The organism is Sporomusa sp. KB1 (assembly GCF_007830295.1).
Lineage (GTDB): Bacteria > Bacillota > Negativicutes > Sporomusales > Sporomusaceae > Sporomusa.
Map to the genome: position 1 here is coordinate 2,589,927 of NZ_VLKC01000002.1, position 21,257 is coordinate 2,611,183.

Annotated in this window: 17 protein-coding genes and 1 tRNA gene; 17 read left to right on the forward strand and 1 reads right to left on the reverse strand. The window is 46.2% G+C overall.

Annotated features, from left to right (window positions below):
• Positions 1-327 precede the first annotated feature (327 nt).
• The 10 genes from SALPA_RS15735 to SALPA_RS15780 all read left to right on the forward strand — a co-directional run bounded on the left by SALPA_RS15735 (position 328) and on the right by SALPA_RS15780 (position 13,416).
• Complete coding sequence (locus SALPA_RS15735) at positions 328-2,130, forward strand: sigma-54-dependent Fis family transcriptional regulator (protein ID WP_145095933.1); 1,803 nt, start codon at positions 328-330, stop codon at positions 2,128-2,130.
• Positions 2,131-2,255: 125 nt separating this feature from the next.
• Positions 2,256-3,053 (forward strand): methyltetrahydrofolate cobalamin methyltransferase, encoded by a 798-nt coding sequence (locus tag SALPA_RS15740; protein WP_145095936.1) that lies wholly within the window; start codon positions 2,256-2,258, stop codon positions 3,051-3,053.
• A gap of 233 nt (positions 3,054-3,286) precedes the next feature.
• Positions 3,287-3,943 carry a vitamin B12 dependent-methionine synthase activation domain-containing protein gene (locus tag SALPA_RS15745; RefSeq protein ID WP_145095939.1) on the forward strand — a complete coding sequence of 219 codons (657 nt, stop codon included), beginning with the start codon at positions 3,287-3,289 and terminating at the stop codon, positions 3,941-3,943.
• Between the two features lie 709 nt (positions 3,944-4,652).
• A complete protein-coding gene (locus SALPA_RS15750) occupies positions 4,653-5,021 on the forward strand; it encodes a GrdX family protein (RefSeq protein ID WP_145095942.1) in 369 nt (122 codons plus the stop codon).
• A 20-nt stretch (positions 5,022-5,041) separates the two neighbouring features.
• Positions 5,042-6,337 (forward strand): glycine/sarcosine/betaine reductase component B subunit, encoded by a 1,296-nt coding sequence (locus tag SALPA_RS15755; protein WP_255451423.1) that lies wholly within the window; start codon positions 5,042-5,044, stop codon positions 6,335-6,337.
• Between the two features lie 24 nt (positions 6,338-6,361).
• Positions 6,362-7,672, forward strand: a complete 1,311-nt coding sequence (locus tag SALPA_RS15760) for a glycine/betaine/sarcosine/D-proline family reductase selenoprotein B (protein ID WP_145095948.1) — start codon at positions 6,362-6,364, stop codon at positions 7,670-7,672.
• Positions 7,673-7,762: 90 nt separating this feature from the next.
• Complete coding sequence (locus SALPA_RS15765; RefSeq protein ID WP_145095951.1) at positions 7,763-8,395, forward strand: B12-binding domain-containing protein; 633 nt, start codon at positions 7,763-7,765, stop codon at positions 8,393-8,395.
• Between the two features lie 31 nt (positions 8,396-8,426).
• Entirely contained in the window at positions 8,427-9,893 is a 1,467-nt protein-coding gene (locus SALPA_RS15770; RefSeq protein WP_222428012.1) for a trimethylamine methyltransferase family protein, read from the forward strand.
• Between the two features lie 33 nt (positions 9,894-9,926).
• Positions 9,927-11,393: a trimethylamine methyltransferase family protein gene (locus SALPA_RS15775; protein ID WP_222428013.1), complete on the forward strand. Its 1,467-nt coding sequence runs from the start codon at positions 9,927-9,929 to the stop codon at positions 11,391-11,393.
• Positions 11,394-11,409: 16 nt separating this feature from the next.
• Positions 11,410-13,416 (forward strand): hydantoinase/oxoprolinase N-terminal domain-containing protein, encoded by a 2,007-nt coding sequence (locus SALPA_RS15780; protein ID WP_145095954.1) that lies wholly within the window; start codon positions 11,410-11,412, stop codon positions 13,414-13,416.
• A 37-nt stretch (positions 13,417-13,453) separates the two neighbouring features.
• Here SALPA_RS15780 and SALPA_RS30460 read toward each other — a convergent pair whose 3' ends face one another.
• Complete coding sequence (locus SALPA_RS30460) at positions 13,454-13,621, reverse strand: hypothetical protein (RefSeq protein WP_222428014.1); 168 nt, start codon at positions 13,619-13,621, stop codon at positions 13,454-13,456.
• A 60-nt stretch (positions 13,622-13,681) separates the two neighbouring features.
• Between SALPA_RS30460 and SALPA_RS15785 the strand changes: the two genes are divergently transcribed.
• From SALPA_RS15785 to selB, 7 genes are all read left to right on the forward strand, one after another.
• Positions 13,682-14,185 carry a prolyl-tRNA synthetase associated domain-containing protein gene (locus SALPA_RS15785; RefSeq protein ID WP_145095957.1) on the forward strand — a complete coding sequence of 168 codons (504 nt, stop codon included), beginning with the start codon at positions 13,682-13,684 and terminating at the stop codon, positions 14,183-14,185.
• A 139-nt stretch (positions 14,186-14,324) separates the two neighbouring features.
• Positions 14,325-15,815, forward strand: a complete 1,491-nt coding sequence (locus SALPA_RS15790) for a BCCT family transporter (protein ID WP_145095960.1) — start codon at positions 14,325-14,327, stop codon at positions 15,813-15,815.
• Between the two features lie 257 nt (positions 15,816-16,072).
• A tRNA-Sec gene (locus SALPA_RS29085) sits at positions 16,073-16,166 on the forward strand.
• Positions 16,167-16,293: 127 nt separating this feature from the next.
• Entirely contained in the window at positions 16,294-16,779 is a 486-nt protein-coding gene (grdA, locus tag SALPA_RS15795) for a glycine/sarcosine/betaine reductase complex selenoprotein A (RefSeq protein WP_145095963.1), read from the forward strand.
• Entirely contained in the window at positions 16,779-18,326 is a 1,548-nt protein-coding gene (locus tag SALPA_RS15800; protein WP_145095965.1) for a BCCT family transporter, read from the forward strand. The genes grdA and SALPA_RS15800 overlap by 1 nt, the downstream gene beginning before the upstream one ends.
• Before the next feature lie 17 nt (positions 18,327-18,343).
• Positions 18,344-19,375: a selenide, water dikinase SelD gene (gene selD / locus SALPA_RS15805; protein ID WP_145095968.1), complete on the forward strand. Its 1,032-nt coding sequence runs from the start codon at positions 18,344-18,346 to the stop codon at positions 19,373-19,375.
• A gap of 7 nt (positions 19,376-19,382) precedes the next feature.
• Positions 19,383-21,257 carry a selenocysteine-specific translation elongation factor gene (gene selB / locus SALPA_RS15810; protein WP_145095971.1) on the forward strand — a complete coding sequence of 625 codons (1,875 nt, stop codon included), beginning with the start codon at positions 19,383-19,385 and terminating at the stop codon, positions 21,255-21,257.

The following is a 21,257-nucleotide window of genomic DNA, read 5'->3' on the forward strand; positions in this document are numbered from 1 at the left end:
TAGGTCCACAGAATTTATAAATAAATTCTGTGGACCTAAGAATGACTAAGGTTTCTGCCGTTGTCCTAAAGGACTTGACGAGTAAAAAGTACAGTATTTATATGCTTCAAAATGATACCGCGAAATGGTTTGTGCCGGGCAGGAAAAATTTCATGAGATGTTGAAAGTTAAAGCAGGGTATGTCTCGGTTTGTTAGTTGGTATGATTATTGCAAATATATAATAATGTACACGCTGCAGTGTTTATGTTATGTTCCACGCCAGCTTAATTTGGTAATAAGGCTATGTCTATTAATATGGATCTCCAAGAATAAAAGGAGGTAATATTTTGAAGAGGGATGGCCCAGACCTGGTTAATCTTAAGTCAATTCAAGATTATATCCAACGGGTAGCAGATGCATTTGCAGCCGTACTTGATTACGAGGTTGCTATTGTAGGTGAGTACCTGGAGGTTTTAGCGGGGACTGGCAAGTATAAAGATCAAATTGGAACTGTTTATGGTTCAGGATCAATAAATTATCAATTACGCCGCACCCAGAAGAGTTTTTTAGTATACGACCCTTTGAAATCCAAGCTGTGCCAGAATTGTAATCTTAAGAAGACATGTAAGGTATTGGCGGGCTTGCTATACCCGATTAAACTTGAAGATAAATTTGTTGGTTCCATCTCATTATACGCCTTCAATGAAGCACAAAAAGAGAATTTGATGAAAGACTCCGTTAAGCTTGAAACGTTTTTACAGCACTTAGTAGAGTTGGTCTCAGGAAAACTCAATGAAAGGGCATTATATAAACGAGCAAAAAAAGCGGCTGAACAATTCGATACCTTGATTAATTCTATACGTGAAGGAATTGTGGCGGTTGATTATCAGGGAAAAATAACTCATGTCAATCGATCTGCCACAGATATTCTTATGGTACCGGTTAATCTACTCAATGGATATATGATTGAAGAAGTTTTTTCAGGAATTTCCATGAAGGCGCTCCTGAAAATGACTAAGCCGTATATAGAACAAGATATATTTTATAAATATGGCCAACAAACATTGCATTTTATGGCTACTATCACGGAAGTGAAGTATGGGGTAGCTATTAACGGCTTTGTTTTTTCCATTCGCTCTCTTGGGGAAATGCGTAAGTTGGCCGGACGCTTTATTCGGGAAGATCGCAAATATACTTTTGATGGCATTATTGGCCAAAGCACGAAAATTACTAATATTAAAAAGAAAATGTGCAGAGTGGCGACAATGGATTCGACGATCCTTATCACGGGTGAAAGCGGCACCGGCAAGGAGCTTTTTGCCCATGCGATTCATAATGAAAGTCTACGAAAGAAGGAGCCTTTTATTGCTGTGAATTGTGGGGCTATTCCCGAGAACCTGCTTGAAAGCGAGTTGTTTGGTTATGAAGAAGGTGCATTCACAGGGGCACGGCGCAGTGGCAAACCAGGCAAATTTGAATTAGCCAATGGCGGAACCATATTCCTTGACGAGATCGGTGATATGCCGTTGCATTTACAAGTCAAACTCTTGCGGGTATTACAAGAATATACGATTGAACGAGTGGGCGGGATTAAGCCGTTAATTATTGATGTTCGAATCATTGCCGCTACCAACAGGAACCTGGAAGAAATGATCAAGGATAATCAATTCCGAAACGATTTATATTATCGCTTGAGTGTTATACCTTTCCACATTCCTCCTTTGCGAGAAAGAATGGAGGATTTGGAACTGCTTGTTCACTGTTTTATCCAAAAATATAATTTGATTCTGGGAAAAAATATTAAAGGCTATACAAAGGATGCTCTAGCGAGAATGGTGGAATACTCTTGGCCGGGCAATGTCCGGGAATTGGAGAATGCCATTGAATACTCCGCTAACGTTTGCCCTGATGCATTGATTGATGCAAGCTATCTTCCTGATCGGATTATTAAGAACACTACGGCTTTATCACCACTCGAACTGCAAGAGAGTGTTCAATCAATCGCGGATTTAGAAAAAAGTGCAATAGTAGAGGCATTAAAAAGATATGGTACAAGTAACCATGCCAAAGAAAATATTGCGAGATATTTAGGGATGAGTCGTTCAACTCTTTACCGAAAAATTAAAGAGATGGGCATACATGTGGATTAATTAAATGAGGACGCGAATGCATTAATCATAAGAACTTACCCAATGGGGGCAGGTTCTTATTTTTTTATTGGCACAGTTCTTGCAATTTGTTACTATGTGTCAATATTATAAAGGAGTGATTGAAAATGTTCATAGTCGGAGAATTGATCAATGCAAGCCGTAAACCTATTCGAGCTGCAATTGATGCCCAAGACGTGGCAGTGATTAAAAAAGTAGCTGTAGATCAATTTGAAGCGGGTGCCAATTATATTGATGTCAATGCCGGGGTTTTTGTACATAAAGAAGCCGAATATTTAACATGGCTTGTAGAAGTTGTACAAGAGGCTACAGGTGCTCCCTGCTGTATTGATAGTCCTGATCCAAAAGCGATTGAAAAAGCATTATCCGTCCATCGCGGAGTCGCCATGATAAACTCCATCTCACTGGAGAAAGAACGCTATGAAGGCATTTTACCGTTAATTGCCGGTACAGAACATAAGATCGTGGCTTTATGCATGAGTGATGAAGGGATGCCCGAATCGTCAGATGCCAGGCTCGCCGTGGCAGATAAACTTATCAATGGTTTAGTGCAAAATAATATCCCCCTTGACAATATTTATGTTGATCCGCTAGTACAGCCAGTGTCCACGAAAGATGCTTTTGGAATTGAATTTTTAGCAGCGGTTGAAAGGATCATGACGACCTATAAAGGGGTTCACACGATGTGTGGATTGTCGAATATTTCTTACGGTTTACCCGTCCGTAAGCTTCTGAACCAGTCGTTTGCCGTGATGGCGATTGATCGAGGCTTGGACGGCTTAATCATAAATCCGTTAGACAGGCAGATGATGGCTAATATAATCGCCGCTGAGACCATTGCCGGACGTGATAGCTATTGTGCCAATTATTTAAGTGCCTACCGGGGAGGCAAATTGGAAGACTAGTGAACTCGTTTCAGCAGGGCTGAAACATTGGGGATTCAGGTGAAGAGTCTACNCCACCAGAATTANCCCCGCCTGTATAGGCGGGAGTCTTGACTCGCGTACTAAGATAAAAAGCATAACAGTAGCTACCTGCCAAGAGCAGGTAGCTACTGTTATATCTCAGGGGATCAAGGTCACTGGTACTGGAAATAGGGGAATTAAATGCTTTTTTATGTAAAGGAAGGAGATGGCTTATGAATACCGTTGTATTAGACAAGTTTCCGTGTGAAATAGAGGTTGCTGCGCTCCTGGAAAAGCTGCACATTAAGAAAGAAAGCGACTATTCAGACGAAGTGGAGCGGATGGCAGCCGAAGCGCAGATGCTGGCAAGGCCAAAAATAGTCTATAAAGAAGCAGCTATTGAGGAGAAAGGAGATAACTTTGTTGTTATTGATAAAATCAAGCTCACTAGTCGCGTTTTAAAAGAAAACATGGAGGAGGCGCTAAAGGCATACCCATTTGTTGTTACTTGCGGGACTGAGTTAGAGGTCTGGTCTAACCAATATAAAGATTATTTTGCAAGCTTTTGCGCCGATACGATTAAAGAAATGGTGCTGCGTTCAGCTATTAAAATGTTTGAGGAACAACTAGATAAAGAGTTTGGTTTAGGTCATGCTGTCAACATGAATCCCGGTTCATTGGCTGAGTGGCCAATCACTGAACAAATACATGTATTTAATCTATTAGACGATGTAGAAGCGTTAATCGGGGTTCGACTTACCGACAGTTGCCTTATGCTTCCGATTAAGAGCGTCTCTGGAATCCGTTTTCCCAAAGAAGGAACCTATGAAAACTGCCAATTGTGTCCCAGAGAGAAGTGCCCTAGCAGAAAAGCACCTTATGGTTCATAAGTGCTAGTGCCTCATCCGGCGGGAACATGAAGTATATCACCGGCCTTTTTGCCGCCATGCTTTGTTGTCGTCGCCTTACATATGTCCGATATGCGCGGCTCCTCCGCCGCGCCTGACGGCAAAAATTCTCGGTGCTATACTCCATAACCCCGCCGGATGAGGCACTAGGAGCATGTATTTTAGTGAATATCCGAAAATGAGATATGTATTCTCTCTTACAGAAAGGCATATATATTGCGGATTTCTAAGCTAAATCGCAGGGTAAGATGCGCAGCAAAAACAGCGAACCTCGTAAATTAGTCTCAAAATCAGACAGGATATATATAGCAGTACCGGCAGGCAGGAATAAGGATTTCACTTCTTGGACTGAAAGAATTTGTCTGAAAATAAGACAAAAAATTAAGAAAATTTAATCAGAAGCCTAACTAATTAGCTAAAATTTACCTCAAATGGACTTGGCACAGTAATTGCATTAGATATATTTAAAGATTAATTCGACTATTTAAAAAAAACACAATAAATTAAATGCTCTTTCAATGGCAGGTGAAATAATGAGCAAAAACCTTATTAGGATCGCGAGTTCCCATGCCTTGCCAATCAAACAAGACGATGGGAAGGTTGCAAGATCTCCCCCGGAAAAACCGGTTATATCGGTATTACTGCACCGGAAGCGGGCATTAAAATTACTGAAAGTGAAGGACTGCCTGTAATGAAATACCTAATCGTCACTAACAATCCAGCAGTAGCAGCAAGAAAAGATAATATGGTATTTGTGGAAGGTTCCGCCGCTGAGACTTTGATCAAGGTACGGGACTTAGTCCATGAAGGCTATGAACTAATCAGCCACCCGCTAGCTGCCAGTTTACGGATGCTGTTTTCCCCGTTTCGCTCTGTAATCTTAGGAAAGAAGCTGACAAAGGTGGATTCTTTCTCGCTGGTGATTATTGAAGACAGTATTATTAAATACAAGCGGCACATGGAATTTCGTAAAACTGATACTGCGCATGCTGAAGACTACAAAATGATGGACCTGATACTTTTGGAAGCGGTTTTAGATGAAGGGCCTATCCTTTGGTGAATTTGGAAAAACAATCGGGGGTGAACGTTTTGAAACTGGAAATTGGCCGGATTACTATTAAGGACATTCAGTTAGGCAGTGAGACCTCTGTAAAAGACGGAGTGTTATGCATTGATAAGGAGGGATTGATCGCCTTTCTGAAACAAGACGAAAGAATTAAAGATATCTTGCTTGACGTAGCCAGGCCAGGTGAAAAAGTAAGAATCATTCCGGTAAAAGACGTGATTGAGCCTAGGGTAAAAGTGCAAGGCGGTATTAACGGCTTTCCGGGGGTTACGGCAAAACAGGCGCAGTGCGGCGAAGGCAAAACCCATGTTTTATATGGTGCCGCAGTGGTAACGATTGGTGATATTGTTGGTTTTCAGGAAGGTGTCATTGATATGTGGGGCGAGGGGGCTAAGTGGACACCATTCTCCCAAACCTATAATTTAACGGTGGATATTAAGGTGAAAGAAGGGCTGCAGCCCCATATTCATGAAGAAACTGTCAGAATCGCCGGACTTAGGGCAGCGGAGTTTGTTGGGTTAGCTGGGCAAGATATAACCCCGGACGAGGTACTTACCTTTGAGCTTGGCAGTATTTTTGAAGAAACAGCCAAATACCCTGAGCTGCTCAAAGTTGTTTACGCTGAGATGAATATTACCCAGGGGCTGCTGCATGATACCTACATTTACGGTGTCAATCAATCCAGTATATTGCCAACCCTGCTGCATGCCAATGAGGAATTAGATAGTGCGGTAATTAGCGGGAACTGTGTTGCGGCCTGCGATAAAATTACAACCTACCAGCACCAAAACAATTCCGTGATTTATGATCTGTACGCCCAGCATGGTAAGGAAATTAATTTCTTAGGGGTCATTATGGTTCCGGAGCATACTACGTTAGCCGGAAAAGTACGCGCATCTGATTCTACTGTGAAACTGGCAAAAATGCTGGGGGCTGATGCGGTGATTGTATCGGAAGAGGGGTATGGAAACCCTGACTCTGATCTCTTAATGATTTGTAAAAAATGCGAAAAGTCCGGGATCAAAACCGTTTTAATTACCGACGAATGTGCGGGACGGGACGGCATGTCCCAGCCTTTAGCTGACACGGCAGCAGAGGCGGTGGCGGTAGTTTCCGGGGGAAATGTCAGTCATGTGGTTACATTGCCGCCGACGGACAAAGTTATTGGCAATAAGGCAGCGATTTCGGTATTAGCCGGTGGTTGGGAAGGATCTTTATTGGAAGACGGCAGTTTGATGTGTGAGTTGAATGCTGTAATTGGCGCCACGTCAGAAATCGGATTCCACAATGTAACCTGTAGACTATATTAAAATCATAAGAAAGGAGGGTAACTTATGTCAAACAAATTCAAAGTACTCTACTATGTAAACCAATTCTTTGGTCAAGTAGGCGGCGAGGATAAGGCAAGCATGCCGCCGGAGTTCAGGCCGGATAAGGTTGGTCCGGCAATGGGGTTTGAAGGATTGCTCAAGGGTGAGGGAATGATTGCCGGCACAATTATCTGCGGTGACAACTATTTCAATGAGAACAAAGATGAAGCGGTAGCAGCTATTTTGAATATGGTAAGAGAAGCCGCGCCGGACGTTTTTGTCGCCGGACCTGCTTTTAATGCCGGGAGGTATGGCGTAGCTTGTTCAGAGATTGCCAAGACGGTTGTTGAACAGTTGAATATCCCGGTGGTAACCGGTATGTATGTGGAAAACCCCGGCCTGGATAACTGCAAAGCAGTCGCCTATGTGGTAGGTACAAGCGATTCCGCCGGCGGAATGCGTAAGGCATTGCCCTTAATGGCGTCTCTTGCCTGTAAGCTGGCCAAAGGGATCGAAATTGGGTCGCCTGAAGCAGAAGGTTATATTGCCCGGGGGATGAGAAAGACTCTCTTGGCGGAAAAAAGAGGTTCGCAACGGGCGGTGGAAATGTTACTTGCCCGCCTGAAAGGACAGCCATTTGAAACAGAAATGCCAATGCCTGTTTTTGATGTGGTGACTCCTGCTGAACCAATTAAAGATTTAAGTAAGGCTACTATTGCCTTGTGTACTACAGGCGGTATCGTTCCGGCAGGAAATCCGGACAAAATCCAGTCAGCCAGTGCGCAAAAATGGGGTAAGTACGATGTTAGCGCGGTGAATGCGCTGGAAGCCCCTTGCTATTATACAACTCATGGGGGCTATGATCCCGTATATGCCAATGAGTTCCCTGATCGCGTAGCACCCTTGGATATTTTAAACGAATTCGAAGCGGAGGGCTATATTGGCAAGGTTTTCGACTGGTTCTATACAACTACCGGAACCGGAACTGCCGTAAGCAAAGCGGTAGAATTCGGTGTGCAAATAGGCGCTGAATTGAAGGCTGCCAGAGTGGATGGTGTTATCTTAACATCCACCTGAGGGACCTGTACACGTTGCGGCGCAACGATGGTAAAAGAAATCGAAAGATACGGTATTCCTATTGTTCATATGGCTACCATTACGACAATTAGCGAGTCAGTCGGCGCTAATCGAATTGTCCCGACGATTGCGATTCCTTATCCGGTGGGAAATCCGAAGCTTAATAAAGGCGATGAACATGCTTTGAGAAAAGCGATGGTTAAAAAGGCCTTGGATGCCTTAACTACGGAAATTACCGAACCAACTCAATTTGAGTAAGCCAATACTTATATAGTGAGGATCGGCAATAGTATGTCCGGTTTTTCAAGGCAAAGATACAAAAGACACATTTGAAAGGGGATAAAAAGAATGGCAAATTTAGAAGAACTGTCAAAAAGCGTAATCAGCGGCAACATTAACAAAGTCAAAGAGTTAACAAAGGCTCTGATTGATGGCGGAGCCGCGCCTTTAGATATCATCAATCAGGGTTTAATCGCCGGTATGAGTGTGGTGGGTGCCCGTTTCAAGAACGGGGAGATGTTCGTGCCGGAAGTTCTGGTTGCCGCGAGATCCATGACCGCAGGGATTGATTTGGTGAAACCTTTGATTGCAGATCAAAACATGCCTTCGGCGGGCAAAGTTTTGTTGGGTACGGTAAAAGGCGACCTGCACGATATTGGCAAGAACTTGGTGGGAATGATGCTTGAAAGCAGAGGCTACACCGTTATTAATGCAGGAATGGATATTTCCCCGGAAAAATTTGTACAGGAAATTAAAACGCACAAACCAGATGTTTTAGGAATGTGTGCCTTACTGACCACAACGATGCTGCATATGAAAGACACAATTGAACTTATGAAAGAAGAGGGCATCAGAGATCAAGTGAAAGTAATTGTAGGCGGGGCGCCACTATCCCAGGATTTCGCGGATGAAGCGGGTGCGGACGGATATGCGCAGGATGCGGCTTATGCGGTAGACCTTTGCAATCGGCTCTTGGCTTAAACTTAGCGGGTTTGAAAGGAGAGAGAAGTAAGTGAATACAACAAAAAGTCATTATACGCGGGCAAATTATGCGGTCAATCAGACCACCGTTTGGGAAATGCTTAGTGAGGATCAATGTGAAGAACTTTTCATGACGGCGCTTGAGGTGTTAGAACGTACAGGGTCAGAAATCCAGAACGAAGAAGCGCGTGGAATCTTTGAAAAAGCCGGTTGCTGGGTCGATGGCAATCGGGTTAGAATTCCTTCCGCGTTATCAGAGTGGGCGGTAAGAAGTGCGCCTTCACGCGTCACCGTATGTGACCGGAATGGCAAAAGAGCCTTAAATTTAGAAACTACAAATGCTTATTATGGTCCTGGGCAAGGGAATGTATATGTGCTTGACCCAATGACGGGCGAGCGGAGAAAACCGGTTAAGGGGGATGTCGTTAAAACTGCTATGGTTTGTGACGGATTACAGAACATTGATTTCGTCATGAATAACGGTCTGCCTACAGACGTCAAAGAAAGCACGGCGGAAGTTCATGCGTTTGAAGCTTTGGTAACCAATACGAGCAAGCCGATTATCCAAGCAATCCCCGGAGTAAAACAAGCGCAGGCAATCCTTGATATCGCTACTGCTGTAGCCGGAAGTTTAAAGGAATTTCAAAAGAATCCTTTTGCGGTTTTTCAAATTGAAACGGAAGGTACGCTGGTACACTCCGATGAGACGCTGGCCAAGGTCATGTTCGCCGCCCAAAACAGAGTTCCCTATATTTATGCGACCAAGCTTATTGCCGGTGAAACATCACCAGCTACTCCGGCCGGAGCCATTGTCGTAGCTTTGGCTGATGTTTTAGTCGGGATAGTTCTGGGGCAGCTAGTCCGCCAAGGAGCTCCTGTAATTGCCGGCGGGTTCTTCACGATAAAAAATCAAGAGACCGGTATCTTATCTTACGGTGCACCGGAAATCAGTTTGATGGGAACAGGGATGGCGAATGTTCTGCGTTTCCTTAGGATTCCTAGTTTTGGCTTTGCCGGTGCTACCGATGCCAAAGTCAGCGATGCGCAAATGGGTTTGGAGGCGGCATTTTCAATTCTGCATGCCGGGATGAGCGGAACAAGTCTGATTTATGGCTGCGGCCAGTTGGAATATGGCCAGACAGGTTCTGTGGAACTACTGGTCATGGGCGATGAAGTCATGGGGATGACGCGCAGAATGATGAAAGGTGTCGAAGTTAATGAAGAGCGGATGGCACGGGGTGTAATTGATGCGGTACAGCCAGGAGGACATTATCTGGGTGAAGAACATACGTTAACATATTTCCGCACAGAAACCTGGTGGCCGACGGTTATGAATAGAGCCAGGATTGCTGACTGGGAGGCCAATGGGTCGAAAAGCTTGGGACAACGCGTAAAAGAAAAGACACAAAGCATCATCAATACCCACCAGTCAGGGAAACTTTCTGCTGAAGTCCTGAGCAAAATCAAGGCAATCTTAGACAAAGCGGATGGAAGATAAGAATTTGATGAGTTTTGAAAGGAGAGTTTGAAGTTGACAACTAGAGCAAACTTTAAAGCGTATTCAAGTACGAAGATGAATATATTGTCGGAAGCCCAATGTTATGAATTGATCATGGCCGCGGAAGAAGCAATGTGGCGCACCGGGACGGATTTTCATGACAAAGAGTCTCTGGGAATTTTAAGAAAAGCAGGCTGCTGGGTCGATGGAAAAAGAGTGAGGATACCGGCGGATATTACGGAACGGTGCTTGCGGTCTTGTCAGAAACACGTGGTGCTTTGCAATAGCCGGACGGGAGCACGGGAACTTTTTATTGAAGGCAACAATGCCTATTTTGGCTCGGGTCCCTGCACCCCGTTTACTAGAAATCCCTTCACGAACGAAAGACATCGGGCTACCAGACAGTCTGTAGGCTGGGCAACCAAGGTTCTTGACGCTCTACCCAATATTGATTATGCGATGTCGCTAGGTATTGTCCAGGACGTTCCCCTGTTAGTTTCGGACCGTCATGAGTTTGAGCAGCAGATTTTACACACCGATAAACCGATTATTACCGTTTGTAACGATCAGTGGGGCCAGGAAGACTGCATTAAGATGGCTGAGATTATTGCCGGTGGTGAGGAAGAGCTAAGAAGGAACCCATTCATCTGCCTGTATGCTGAACCGATTTCGCCGGGCGTCCACTGCCGGGAAGCCGCCCAAAAGCTGGTCATGGGGGCTAAGAAAGGCCTGCCGACCATTTATACTCCTTGCATCATGGCTGGCGGAACGGCGCCGGCGACGATGGCAGGGGTTATGGTTCAAGGTTTGTGTGAAAGCTTGAGCGGGATGGTTTTGAGCCAATGTACCCGTGAAGGTGCCCCGTTCATAATGGGCGGCGTGTATACGATATTGGATATGGGTACGACCATCTTCTCCTATGGAGCACCGGAACTGCACCTGCTCCTGGCAGGCTTAGCCGACGTAGCCCATTACCTGAACATTCCGATGTTTGGCACGGCAGGCTGTACCGACTCGTGTATTATCGACGAACAGGCTGGAATTGAGGCCGCCCTGTCCATCGCTATGACCAATATGTCAGGAGCCAACCTGAATCATGATACCGGGTACTCAGAATACGGGACGACTTCAAACCTTGACCTTGTTGTAATCGCAGATGAAGTTCTGGGCATGGCCAGAAGATTAACCAGCGGCATACGGGTGGATCAGGAAACATTAGCGCTTGAGACAATTGAGAAGGTTGGCCCGGGCGGCAATTTTGCCGCTGAAGAGCATACCGCAGAGCATGCGGCAGAAAATTATACTACACGTCTGGTTAACCGCGCTGCCCGCAGTATTTGGGAAAGTGCCGGTGGGAAAACCCTGACTCAGGTAGCCAATGAAAAAGTCCGCGATATTATTAATTACCACGAACCGATTCCTTTGCCCAAGGATGTTGCCGCAAAGATCAGAGATCTTGTAGAAAACGCTGTCGGACATATGCCGGGCGAAGACGATTAAGAAAAGAGGAACCGAAATGTCACTGGTATTGGGAATAGATACCGGCGGAACTTATACCGATGGCGTGGTTGTGGAGCTTAGGAGCAAACAGATACTAAAGAAGGCCAAGGCATTGACGACCCGTGAAAATCTATCTATTGGCATTCGGAATTGTATTGCGAATTTGGACTTTGAGGATTTTAAGAAAATCAGTGTGGTTTCGCTGTCAACTACGTTGGCAACCAATGCAATTGTCGAAGGTCGCGGCTGTGAGGTAGGTCTGTTGATGATTGGCTATGATCCAAGGGGTTCTCTCCCGGTAAAACATTCTTATGTTTTACCGGGAGGACACAATCTCAAAGGGCGTCCCAACGCCGAACTGGATGTAGAGAAAACCCGCCAAGCTATTGACGAACTAAAAGGTAAGGTGGATGCGGTAGCTATTTCGGGATATCTTAGCGTAAGGAATCCTGAACATGAAATTGCTGTAAGAGGAATGGTAAGCGAGATTTTGGATCTTCCGGTGGTATGTGCCCACCAGTTAACGACTTCCTTGGGCTTCCATGAAAGAACCGTTACGGCAGTTCTTAACGCGCGTTTAATTCCGATCATCACCGAATTGATTGAATCCGTAAAAAAGGTGCTTAACGAAAAAGGGATAGAAGCACCCATCATGGTTGTTAAGGGAGACGGGTGTATGATGGGGGAAGCGTTAGCCCGTGAAAAACCGATTGAGACCATTCTCTCGGGACCTGCTTCCAGTATCATAGGCGGAACCTTCCTTACCCAGTCTGCTGATGCACTTGTGCTTGATATGGGGGGGACCACGACTGATATTGCCATTTTAAAAAACGGAGTGCCTAAAATCAACCAGGAAGGGGCAACTGTCGGCGGTTGGCTCACACGGGTGCAAGCCGCACAAATATATACTTATGGTTTAGGTGGCGACAGCTATATTCAAGCTGGCAGAGACGGTGAAATTAAGGTAGGTCCCCAACGGGTATGGCCGTTATGTGTTGTTGGCTACCAATATCCATATTTGGTCGATGAACTAAAATTGAACTTTGAGAAAACTTATGACCTTATGTTTGCCCAGGCAACAGATTGCTTCATGTTTCTTAAGGATAGTACTCATGAAGTATTGAATGACCAGGAAAAACAGGTAATTGAAATTCTTCAAGCCGGTCCAAGAAGTCTGTTTTACCTAACTCAACGGATGGATATTGATCCTAATCTTCTCAACCTGCAACACCTTGTCAACCTAGGGGTACTTGCCAGGATATCGCTTACTCCCAGTGATCTTCTGCATGCCAGGGGAACTTACCACCAATGGAACCGGGAAGCGGCGGAAATAGGTGTAGAGGTTTTGGCAAACCGGATGGGAAAAAGCTCGAATGAGTTTATACATCTGGCCTCTGAAAAAATAATCAATGACCTTTGCATTACCTGTCTTCAGAGTCTCGTAGGCTGTGATGAGCAAAGCATTAGGATAAAAAACACACCAGAGGTTATGTATTTTATCCAAAAAGCCTTATCACCCCAACAAGATCAGAGTTTGGACTGTTCTTTTAAAATCAATATGCCGATTATTGGTATCGGAGCCCCGGTGGAGGCCTGGCTGCCGGCTGTGGCTGAAAAAATGAATACTGGCTTGATTATTCCGGAGCATGCGGAAGTAGCCAATGCTGTGGGAGCCGCAACCGGTAAAATCATGGAAACAGTAAAAGTATTGATCAAACCCGGCGAAAAAGATGGAACCTATTTGCTGCATGCCCCTTGGGAGTACAAAATGTTTGAAAATTTGGAAAATGCAGTGGCTTATGCTCTGGATTCGGCCAAAAAACAAGCTATGCTGGCTGCAGGTAAAGCGGGAGCAAAAGAGTTTGAGCTGGTAGTAAACCATCAGGATAAATATGCTCAGTCCGGTATGATAGAAAAAGATCTTTACATTGAATCACTTATCGAAATAACTGCCGTAGAACGTCCGGAATGGGAAAGGGAAGAAATAAAAGAGAAATTTTTTGTGGATATGCAGGATTTATAAGGGCGATGGGTTTCAATACAATCTATCCTAGGCTAAGTTAGATAACCGCTGCCACAGTCAGCGCCTGCGACGGTATGTTTTGCGCAAACTGGGCGGTACCACGCTTTAACAGGTCTGGCTGTGGTAGTGATATTAACCTGTATCCGGGTGCGAAAAGACTTCTTGTACCTGTTGTGTGAGCGTGGCTTGCCACAAAGGTTGTCATATGCATCGCTAACAATGAGTAATACGGAAACAATATTGCCGGCTAAAAGGAGTTACGGTGATGGAACAAGACGAAAAGGTGTTTCAGGTATTAAATGAATTAAATATTTCATACCAACTTTATCAGCATCCGCCTGTATATACGGTAGAGGAGTGGAATCAATATATTGGCGGCGAAGATGGCGTTATGTGCAAAAGCCTTTTTTTGCGGAACCAGAAAGGCAATAGGCATTTCCTGGTGGTTGCCGACCATTCAACTGCTGTTAACCTGAAGGTCTTGGCAGAACTTTTAGCTGAAAAACAGTTAAGTTTTGCTTCTGAAAAGCGGCTTGAACAATATCTGGGGTTATCGCGAGGGGCGGTCTCTCCTTTCGGATTATTAAACGATGATAACAAAGAAGTCACTGTTGTGCTCGACGCAAGTATAAAAAGATATAGCAGCATGAAACTTCATCCTAATATAAATACGGAAACTGTTACTATTTCCTATAGCGATTTGGGAAAATTTATTCAATGGCGTGGAAATAAATTGCTGGACATTAATCTGCAGCCAACTCACGCATAAAATGAAGACCAATAGATCCCCAGGTGTAGGAAGAACAAACCAGTATGATGAAATGGTGCTGGATGTGGACAACATCGTCAAAGAGATGAAATCCATTCGCGATCAGTACTGCAAGTTTTAGGAAGGGGAAGGATAATTTATGTCAAATGGCCAAGGCTCACAAAACCGCTCTGTTTTATACGTTTCGGCGACTGTATCCCTGCTGTTTGTAGCATTTAGTATGTTCCTGCCCGTTCAAATGGGCAAAGCAGCTAATGCCCTGTTAGCATTTTTAACTACTAATTTTGGCTGGCTGTATCTTATGTCGGTATTTATCTTTGGCGTGACTGTTTATGGTATTGCTTTTAGCCGCTTTGGTCAAATCAAGCTTGGTCAAGATGACGAGAAGCCGGAATTCACCGATTTCCAGTGGTTTACCATGCTGTTTGGCAGTGGTATGGGGATAGGTCTGGTCTTTTGGTCGATTGCGGAACCGATGACGCATTATATGTTTCCCCCTGTTGGTCAGGGCGGAACTGCGGAAGCCATGTTCTTAGCCATGCGGCTTGTATTTAATGATTTTGGTATCCATGTCTGGCTTATTTATGGGATTTGCGGTTTAGCTCTGGCATATTTCCAGTTCCGGAAGGGTCTGCCTTGTATGATCAGCTCGGCTTTTTATCCGCTTTTGGGTGAGAACATTTACGGACCTATCGGTAAGGCCATTGATATTCTGGCGGTATTTGCCACTATATTTGGTGTGGCTACAAGTTTGGGTTTAGGTTCCAGTCAGATTGCCACCGGTTTGCAGTATATCTGGGGGATTCCGGCGTCACCGGGTATGGTTGCTGTCATTATTGCGGTAATCACGGGGATATTCACCCTGGCCACTGTCTCCGGACTGCATAAGGCTATGCAGCTTGTTGCCGATATCAAGGTTTGGCTTTCGATTGTGTTCATGGTATTTATTTTCTTGTTTGGCGGTGCGGTTTTCCAATTGAATTTGTTTAATCATACGCTTGGCGATTACCTGCAGAACTTTGTCGGCCAGACTCTGTGGATGGGTAATATTGACTGGGTCCAAGCGTGGCCGGTGTTTTACAGGGCCTGGTATATTGCCTGGGCGGCGTTTGTCGGTCAATTCATAGCCCGGGTCTCCAGAGGGCGCAGTATACGTGAATTCATTCTTGCTGTAACCTTGCTCCCCGCTGGCTTTAGCTTCATTTGGTTGGCGATATACGGAGGGGCGGCCTTCCAGCTGGATGCTGTGACCAATGGGGCCATTCAGGCAGTCGTTAAAGCGGATTATACAACAGCCCTGTTTGCCACCCTTAAGTATTTGCCGTTTTATGCGCTTACCGCTCCGCTGGCGATTGTCCTGATTGTGGCATCATTTGCTGGCGCAGCCAATTCCGCTACCTATGTATTGGGCATGTTGACCTCAGGCGGGGACATGAACCCCGGTAAAAAATTGCGCGCTTTCTGGGGTATTGCGCAGGGTGCTGTCACCATTATGTTGATTCTGGTTGGCGGTACTGCGGCCATAAAGACCCTGCAGACGGCTTCCATCGTCGTAGCTTTCCCTTTCATGCTGATTATGCTGGTCATGTGCTACAGCATATATAAAGCTCTTTCCGGGGAACAGCTGTAAGGGTAGCACGGCTTGCGCTTTCGCCAGAGGCTCGGCGCAAGCCGTGTTTACTGTAAGATATTTGAACAACACAGACTTGTCGATACTTGTTGTCGAATAATGAAATAATAAGATTTTTTGCGAAAAAACGTGATATCGTTTGTTTTCTCTGTCTATTGAGTAAAAAACGGCGCAGGTTGTTTAAAATTGATATTGTTTAAAAATTGTCAAAATAGTATTATAAAAAAAGAACGATTGTCGACAAACGACAAAAACATGGAAGCAGAGAGGTACTGGTGTGCCTACCGGTCTTCAAAACCGTGTTGCGGCCAAGCAGCCGTGGGTGGGTTCGATTCCCATATGCTTCCGCCATTTAAAAATCTATGACAACAAACAAAAGAGAACCAGGTGCGGATATCAGAGAACTCATAAGTATATTTAACGGTAGCGGCATCAGTCGTAACCGTTTAAATAAAATTATACGAGGAGGAATCAGGTAATGTTGCTGAAAGACAGAAAAGTCATTATTATTGGCGACAGGGATGGTATACCCGGTCCTGCGATCGCACTTTGTGCTAAGACCGCAGGCGCGGACGTAGTGTTCTCATCGACAGAATGCTTTGTCTGAACTGCCGCGGGTGCTATGGACCTGGAAAACCAGAAGCGGGTTAAGGAGTTTACGGAGGAATTCGGTGCGGAAAACATCGTAATCCTGCTCGGCGCAGCCGAGGGTGAGGCGGCAGGACTTGCTGCCGAAACCGTAACTGCTGGCGACCCTACCTTTGCAGGTCCTTTAGCAGGAGTCCAGTTAGGACTGAAAGTGTACCATGTATGTGAGCCGGAAGTTAAGGCCGAGTTAGATCCCCAGGTATATGAGGAACAAGTCAGTATGATGGAAATGGTACTTGACGTAGACAGCATTGTTGACGAAATGAAAGCCATTCGCGATCAATATTGTAAGTTCTTGGAAGGGGGAAATAATTAATGGCAAATGGCCAAGGCTCGCAAGATCGTTCTGTTTTGTACGTTTCGGCGACGGTATCTCTGGCGTTTGTTGCATTTAGTATGTTGCTGCCCGCTCAAATGGGCTTGGTAGCTAAAAGTGTATTGGGTTTTTTAACTAGCAATTTTGGCTGGATGTATCTTCTCTCGGTATTTATCTTTACGGTGACTGTTTATGGTATTGCCCTTAGCCGTTATGGAAAAATCAAACTCGGAAAAGATGATGAAAAACCTGAATTTACTGATTTTCAATGGTTTTCGATGCTCTTTGGCGGCGGCATGGGGGTCGGGATGGTCTTTTGGTCAGTCGCTGAACCGATGATGCATTACATGTCTCCTCCTGTAGGGCAGGGTGGGACCCCGGAAGCCATGTTACTGGCTATGCGGATTGCATTTAATGATTTTGGAATTCATGTCTGGGTTATTTATGTAATTTGTGGCCTGGCGCTGGGATACTTCCAGTACCGCAAAGGTCTTCCGTGTATGATCAGTTCTGCTTTTTATCCAATCCTTGGTGACCGTATTTACGGGCCTATCGGTAAGACTATTGATATTCTGGCGGTATTTGCCACTATATTTGGTGTAGCTACCAGTTTGGGTTTGGGCGCCAGTCAGATAGCTACCGGTATGCAGTATATTTGGGGGATTCAGTCGTCACCGGGAATGATCGCAATTATTATCGCGATAATGACTGCAATCTTTACCTTTGCTACTGTCTCCGGGTTGCATAAGGCTATGCAGGCTGTTGCCGATGTCAAGGTCTGGCTTTCGATTGCTTTTATGGTATTTATCTTCCTGTTCGGCGGAGCAGTTTTTATAATGAATATCTTTACTCATGCGTTTGGCGATTACCTGCAAAACTTTATCGGACAGAGTTTGTGGATGGGTAACTCCGAATGGGCTCAAGCGTGGCCGGTGTTCTATAGGGCCTGGTATATAGCCTGGGCGGCGTTTGTTGGCCAGTTCATTGCCCGGGTTTCCAGGGGACGTACCATTCGTGAATTCGTTCTTGCGGTAACCACTCTTCCTGCTGGTTTTTGCTGCATTTGGCTGGCGATATACGGCGGAGCTGCCTTTAATCTGGATATGATGACAAATGGCGCTATTCAAGCAGCTGTTAAAGCGGATTATACAACATCTCTGTTTGTAACTTTGAAGCACTTACCGTTCTATGTAATTACCGCACCTTTGTCGATTATTCTGATTGTGGCCTCTTTCGTAGGCGCAGCCAACTCCGCTACCTATGTGCTTAGCATGCTGACTTCGGGCGGAGACATGGAGCCTGGTAAAAAACTACGGACTTTCTGGGGTATTGCGCAAGGGTCTGTTACTATCATGTTGATTCTGGTTGGTGGAACTGCGGCTCTAAAGACCCTGCAGACGGCTTCCATCGCTGCGGCTTTCCCGTTTATGATAGTCATGATTGTTATGTGCTACAGCATATATAAAGCACTTTCTGAGGAAGAGTTGGAAATGGTTCAAGCGACTCAGGAGGTTCGGGAGAAAAACAATAACAGTGATGCACTTTAAGCGGAAAGGACCCGGGTATGGATACCAGAAAACTTAATAAGTTCACCACCTGCGGTGGCTGCATTGCCAAGCTGCCACAGGGGCTTCTCAAGAATGCTCTTGGTAATATTCCTGCCTTTAGCGATCCTAATTTGCTGGTGGGCTTTGATACGTCAGATGACGGTGCGGTCTACCAACTCCAGGACGATCTGGCGGTGATCCAAACTTTGGATTTTTTTCCGCCCATGGTTAATGATCCCTATCTGTTTGGCAAGATTGCTGCCGCCAATGCTCTTAGCGATATTTACGCCATGGGTGGTCAGGTAAAAACAGCCTTGAATATTGTCTGCTTCCCTGAAGATGAGGATCCCGCCATTCTCGGCGCGATCCTCCGCGGCGGAGCAGAAAAAGTGCAAGAGGCCGGCGGCGTACTTTGTGGAGGTCATTCCATAAACGACAAGGAACCCAAATATGGTCTTTCGGTCACCGGGGTTGTGCATCCTGAACGGATTATGCACAACAACCGCTGCCGATTTGGCGATAAGATCGTGTTGACTAAGCCTATCGGCGTGGGGATGGTGACTTCAGCGTATAAGGTGGGGGAAGCCTCCCGTGAAAGCTACGAACAGGCAGTGGCCGGAATGCAGACCCTTAACAAATACGCGTTTGATATCGCGGCCAGGTACCGCATCCACAGTTGCACCGATGTGACAGGATTCGGCTTTTTGGGACATCTGAACGAAATGGTTACAAACGATTATTCGATTCGGGTGGACAGTCGGCAGGTGCTGTACATACCGGAAGCGTGGCGGTTGGCAGAAGAATTTCTGGTTACCGGCGGCGGTCAAAAAAACCGGACATTTCTGCAGGCGAAGGTATGTTTTTATAATGTTCCTCCGGCTATGGAAGAAATACTATTTGACCCTCAGACTTCCGGCGGGCTGCTTATCAGCGTGGCTGCAGACGATGCAACTGCACTGCTTGCGGAGTTAAACACTCTGGAGCTTGCTTCCTGTATTGTAGGTGAAGTGGTGGAGCGCGCGGAGCACAATATTGTCGTATATGGTTGAGGTGTAGATGGAAAGTATTGTAGTTGGAACAGCCGGGCATATTGATCACGGAAAAACTTCGCTGGTAAAGGCTTTGACCGGCTTTGACGCCGATACGCTGGATGAGGAAAAGCGTCGCGGCATTACCATCAACCTGGGTTTTGCCTATTGCCCGTTGCCTTGTGGAAAAACAGCTGGTTTTGTCGATGTACCGGGTCATGAACGGTTTGTCAAGAACATGCTGGCCGGTGCAGGCGGCATTGATATCGCTATGGTGGTAATTGCCGCCAGCGAAGGGATTATGCCGCAAACCCGCGAGCATATTCATATCCTGCAGTATCTGGGGATCGAACAGGCCATTGTGGTTATCACCAAAATTGGCATGGTGGACGATGATTTCCGGGAACTGGTGGTAGAGGATACCAAAGAATACCTGGAGGCTACCTCGTTAAAGCATGCACCGATAGTGCAGGTAGACTCCCTCACCGGACAAGGCATCCCTGAACTCATCGCCTTGCTTGACAGCATGGCGGCTGGGATTGAACGGGAGACGTTGTTAAAGCCTGCCAGGCTGCCGGTAGACCGGGTATTTTCCATCAAGGGTTTTGGCACCGTTGTTACCGGTACATTGCAGGAAGGCTCTATTGCCTTAAATGACGATCTGATGATTTATCCTGAGGGACTGCCTGTGAAAGTGCGAGGCATTCAAATTCACGAACAGACCGTGGCTGCAGCCCGCGCCGGACAACGAACCGCCCTCAACCTGGTCGGCATAACGATAGAACAGATCAGCAGGGGCTGTGTAGTAGCCAAGTCAGGCTCGGTACAAGCCACCAGCGTCTTGGATGTACATCTTTCTGTGGCTGCCGATGTCAGCCAGCCGCTCAAGCGACTGGAACAGCTTAAACTGTACCTGGGTGCCACTGAAGTAGTAGCAAAGGTAGTACTCATGGGGCAAAAAGAAATACATCCCGGCGAGGAATGCTATGCCAAGCTCCTGACCGAATCCCCTGTGATTGCCCGCAAAGCTGACCGGTTCGTGCTGCGGAGCCTGTCGCCGGTTCAGACCGTCGGCGGCGGCAGAATCATCGACCCGGCTGCCAAGCGGTCCGGGTATACCGATACCCAGGCACTGCATATCATGCAAATCAAAGACCAGGGGGAGCCGCAGCAAGTGCTGGAAGCCTTTGCCCGCGAGAACCTGTTTGGCGATAAGGAGGCTATTGCCGCCGCCGCCAACCTGGAAAATGCGGCAGCCTACTTTGAACTTCTGCTGCAAGAAGGCCGACTGTTGGCATTCGAAAACCGGGTAATTCATATTGAGGAACTGCAGGCTTTACTGGAAAAGACACTGCGCATCCTGGCGGTCTATCATGCCGAATATCCCCTGCGAGCCGGCATGACCAAGGCTGAACTACAGGCACGGCTGGATTTTGCCGGTCGCTCCCGAGAATTTGAATGGCTGCAGAACTGGATGAAAGCAACCGGACAGCTTGGACAAAACGGCATAATGTTCCATAAAACAGACTTCACACCGGCATACTCCCCTAAACTAGGCGCTATTCGCGATGAAATGCTTGCCGCCGTGCGCCAGGCCGGCTATTCGCCGCTGGCCGACTATGAGCTTGTCGGCAGTGACAAAGACAAAGACAGGCAAGCTGTGTTAGAAGCCTTGCTGCAATCCGATTTGCTGCCCATCGACGGACATGTCGTCATATTACGGGAACTGTATGCACAGGCAAAAGAAACGGCTGTCCGGCTAGCACGCACGGAGGGCGCTATCCGCCTCTCCGGTTTCCGCGACAGCCTGGGAACCAGCAGAAAATATGCGCTCTTACTACTGGAGAAAATGGACAGGGATAAATTCACCGTTCGTCAGGGCGAAGAGCGGGTATTGATATAA

Coding starts and splice junctions, on each gene's coding strand:
- SALPA_RS15740 (WP_145095936.1), top strand. CDS start 2,256: ATGTTCATAGTCGGAGAATTGATCAATGCAAGCCGTAAACCTATTCGA.
- SALPA_RS15745 (WP_145095939.1), top strand. CDS start 3,287: ATGAATACCGTTGTATTAGACAAGTTTCCGTGTGAAATAGAGGTTGCT.
- SALPA_RS15750 (WP_145095942.1), top strand. CDS start 4,653: ATGAAATACCTAATCGTCACTAACAATCCAGCAGTAGCAGCAAGAAAA.
- SALPA_RS15765 (WP_145095951.1), top strand. CDS start 7,763: ATGGCAAATTTAGAAGAACTGTCAAAAAGCGTAATCAGCGGCAACATT.
- SALPA_RS15780 (WP_145095954.1), top strand. CDS start 11,410: ATGTCACTGGTATTGGGAATAGATACCGGCGGAACTTATACCGATGGC.
- SALPA_RS30460 (WP_222428014.1), bottom strand. CDS start 13,621: ATGACAACCTTTGTGGCAAGCCACGCTCACACAACAGGTACAAGAAGT.
- SALPA_RS15785 (WP_145095957.1), top strand. CDS start 13,682: ATGGAACAAGACGAAAAGGTGTTTCAGGTATTAAATGAATTAAATATT.
- SALPA_RS15790 (WP_145095960.1), top strand. CDS start 14,325: ATGTCAAATGGCCAAGGCTCACAAAACCGCTCTGTTTTATACGTTTCG.
- SALPA_RS15800 (WP_145095965.1), top strand. CDS start 16,779: ATGGCAAATGGCCAAGGCTCGCAAGATCGTTCTGTTTTGTACGTTTCG.
- selD (WP_145095968.1), top strand. CDS start 18,344: ATGGATACCAGAAAACTTAATAAGTTCACCACCTGCGGTGGCTGCATT.
- selB (WP_145095971.1), top strand. CDS start 19,383: ATGGAAAGTATTGTAGTTGGAACAGCCGGGCATATTGATCACGGAAAA.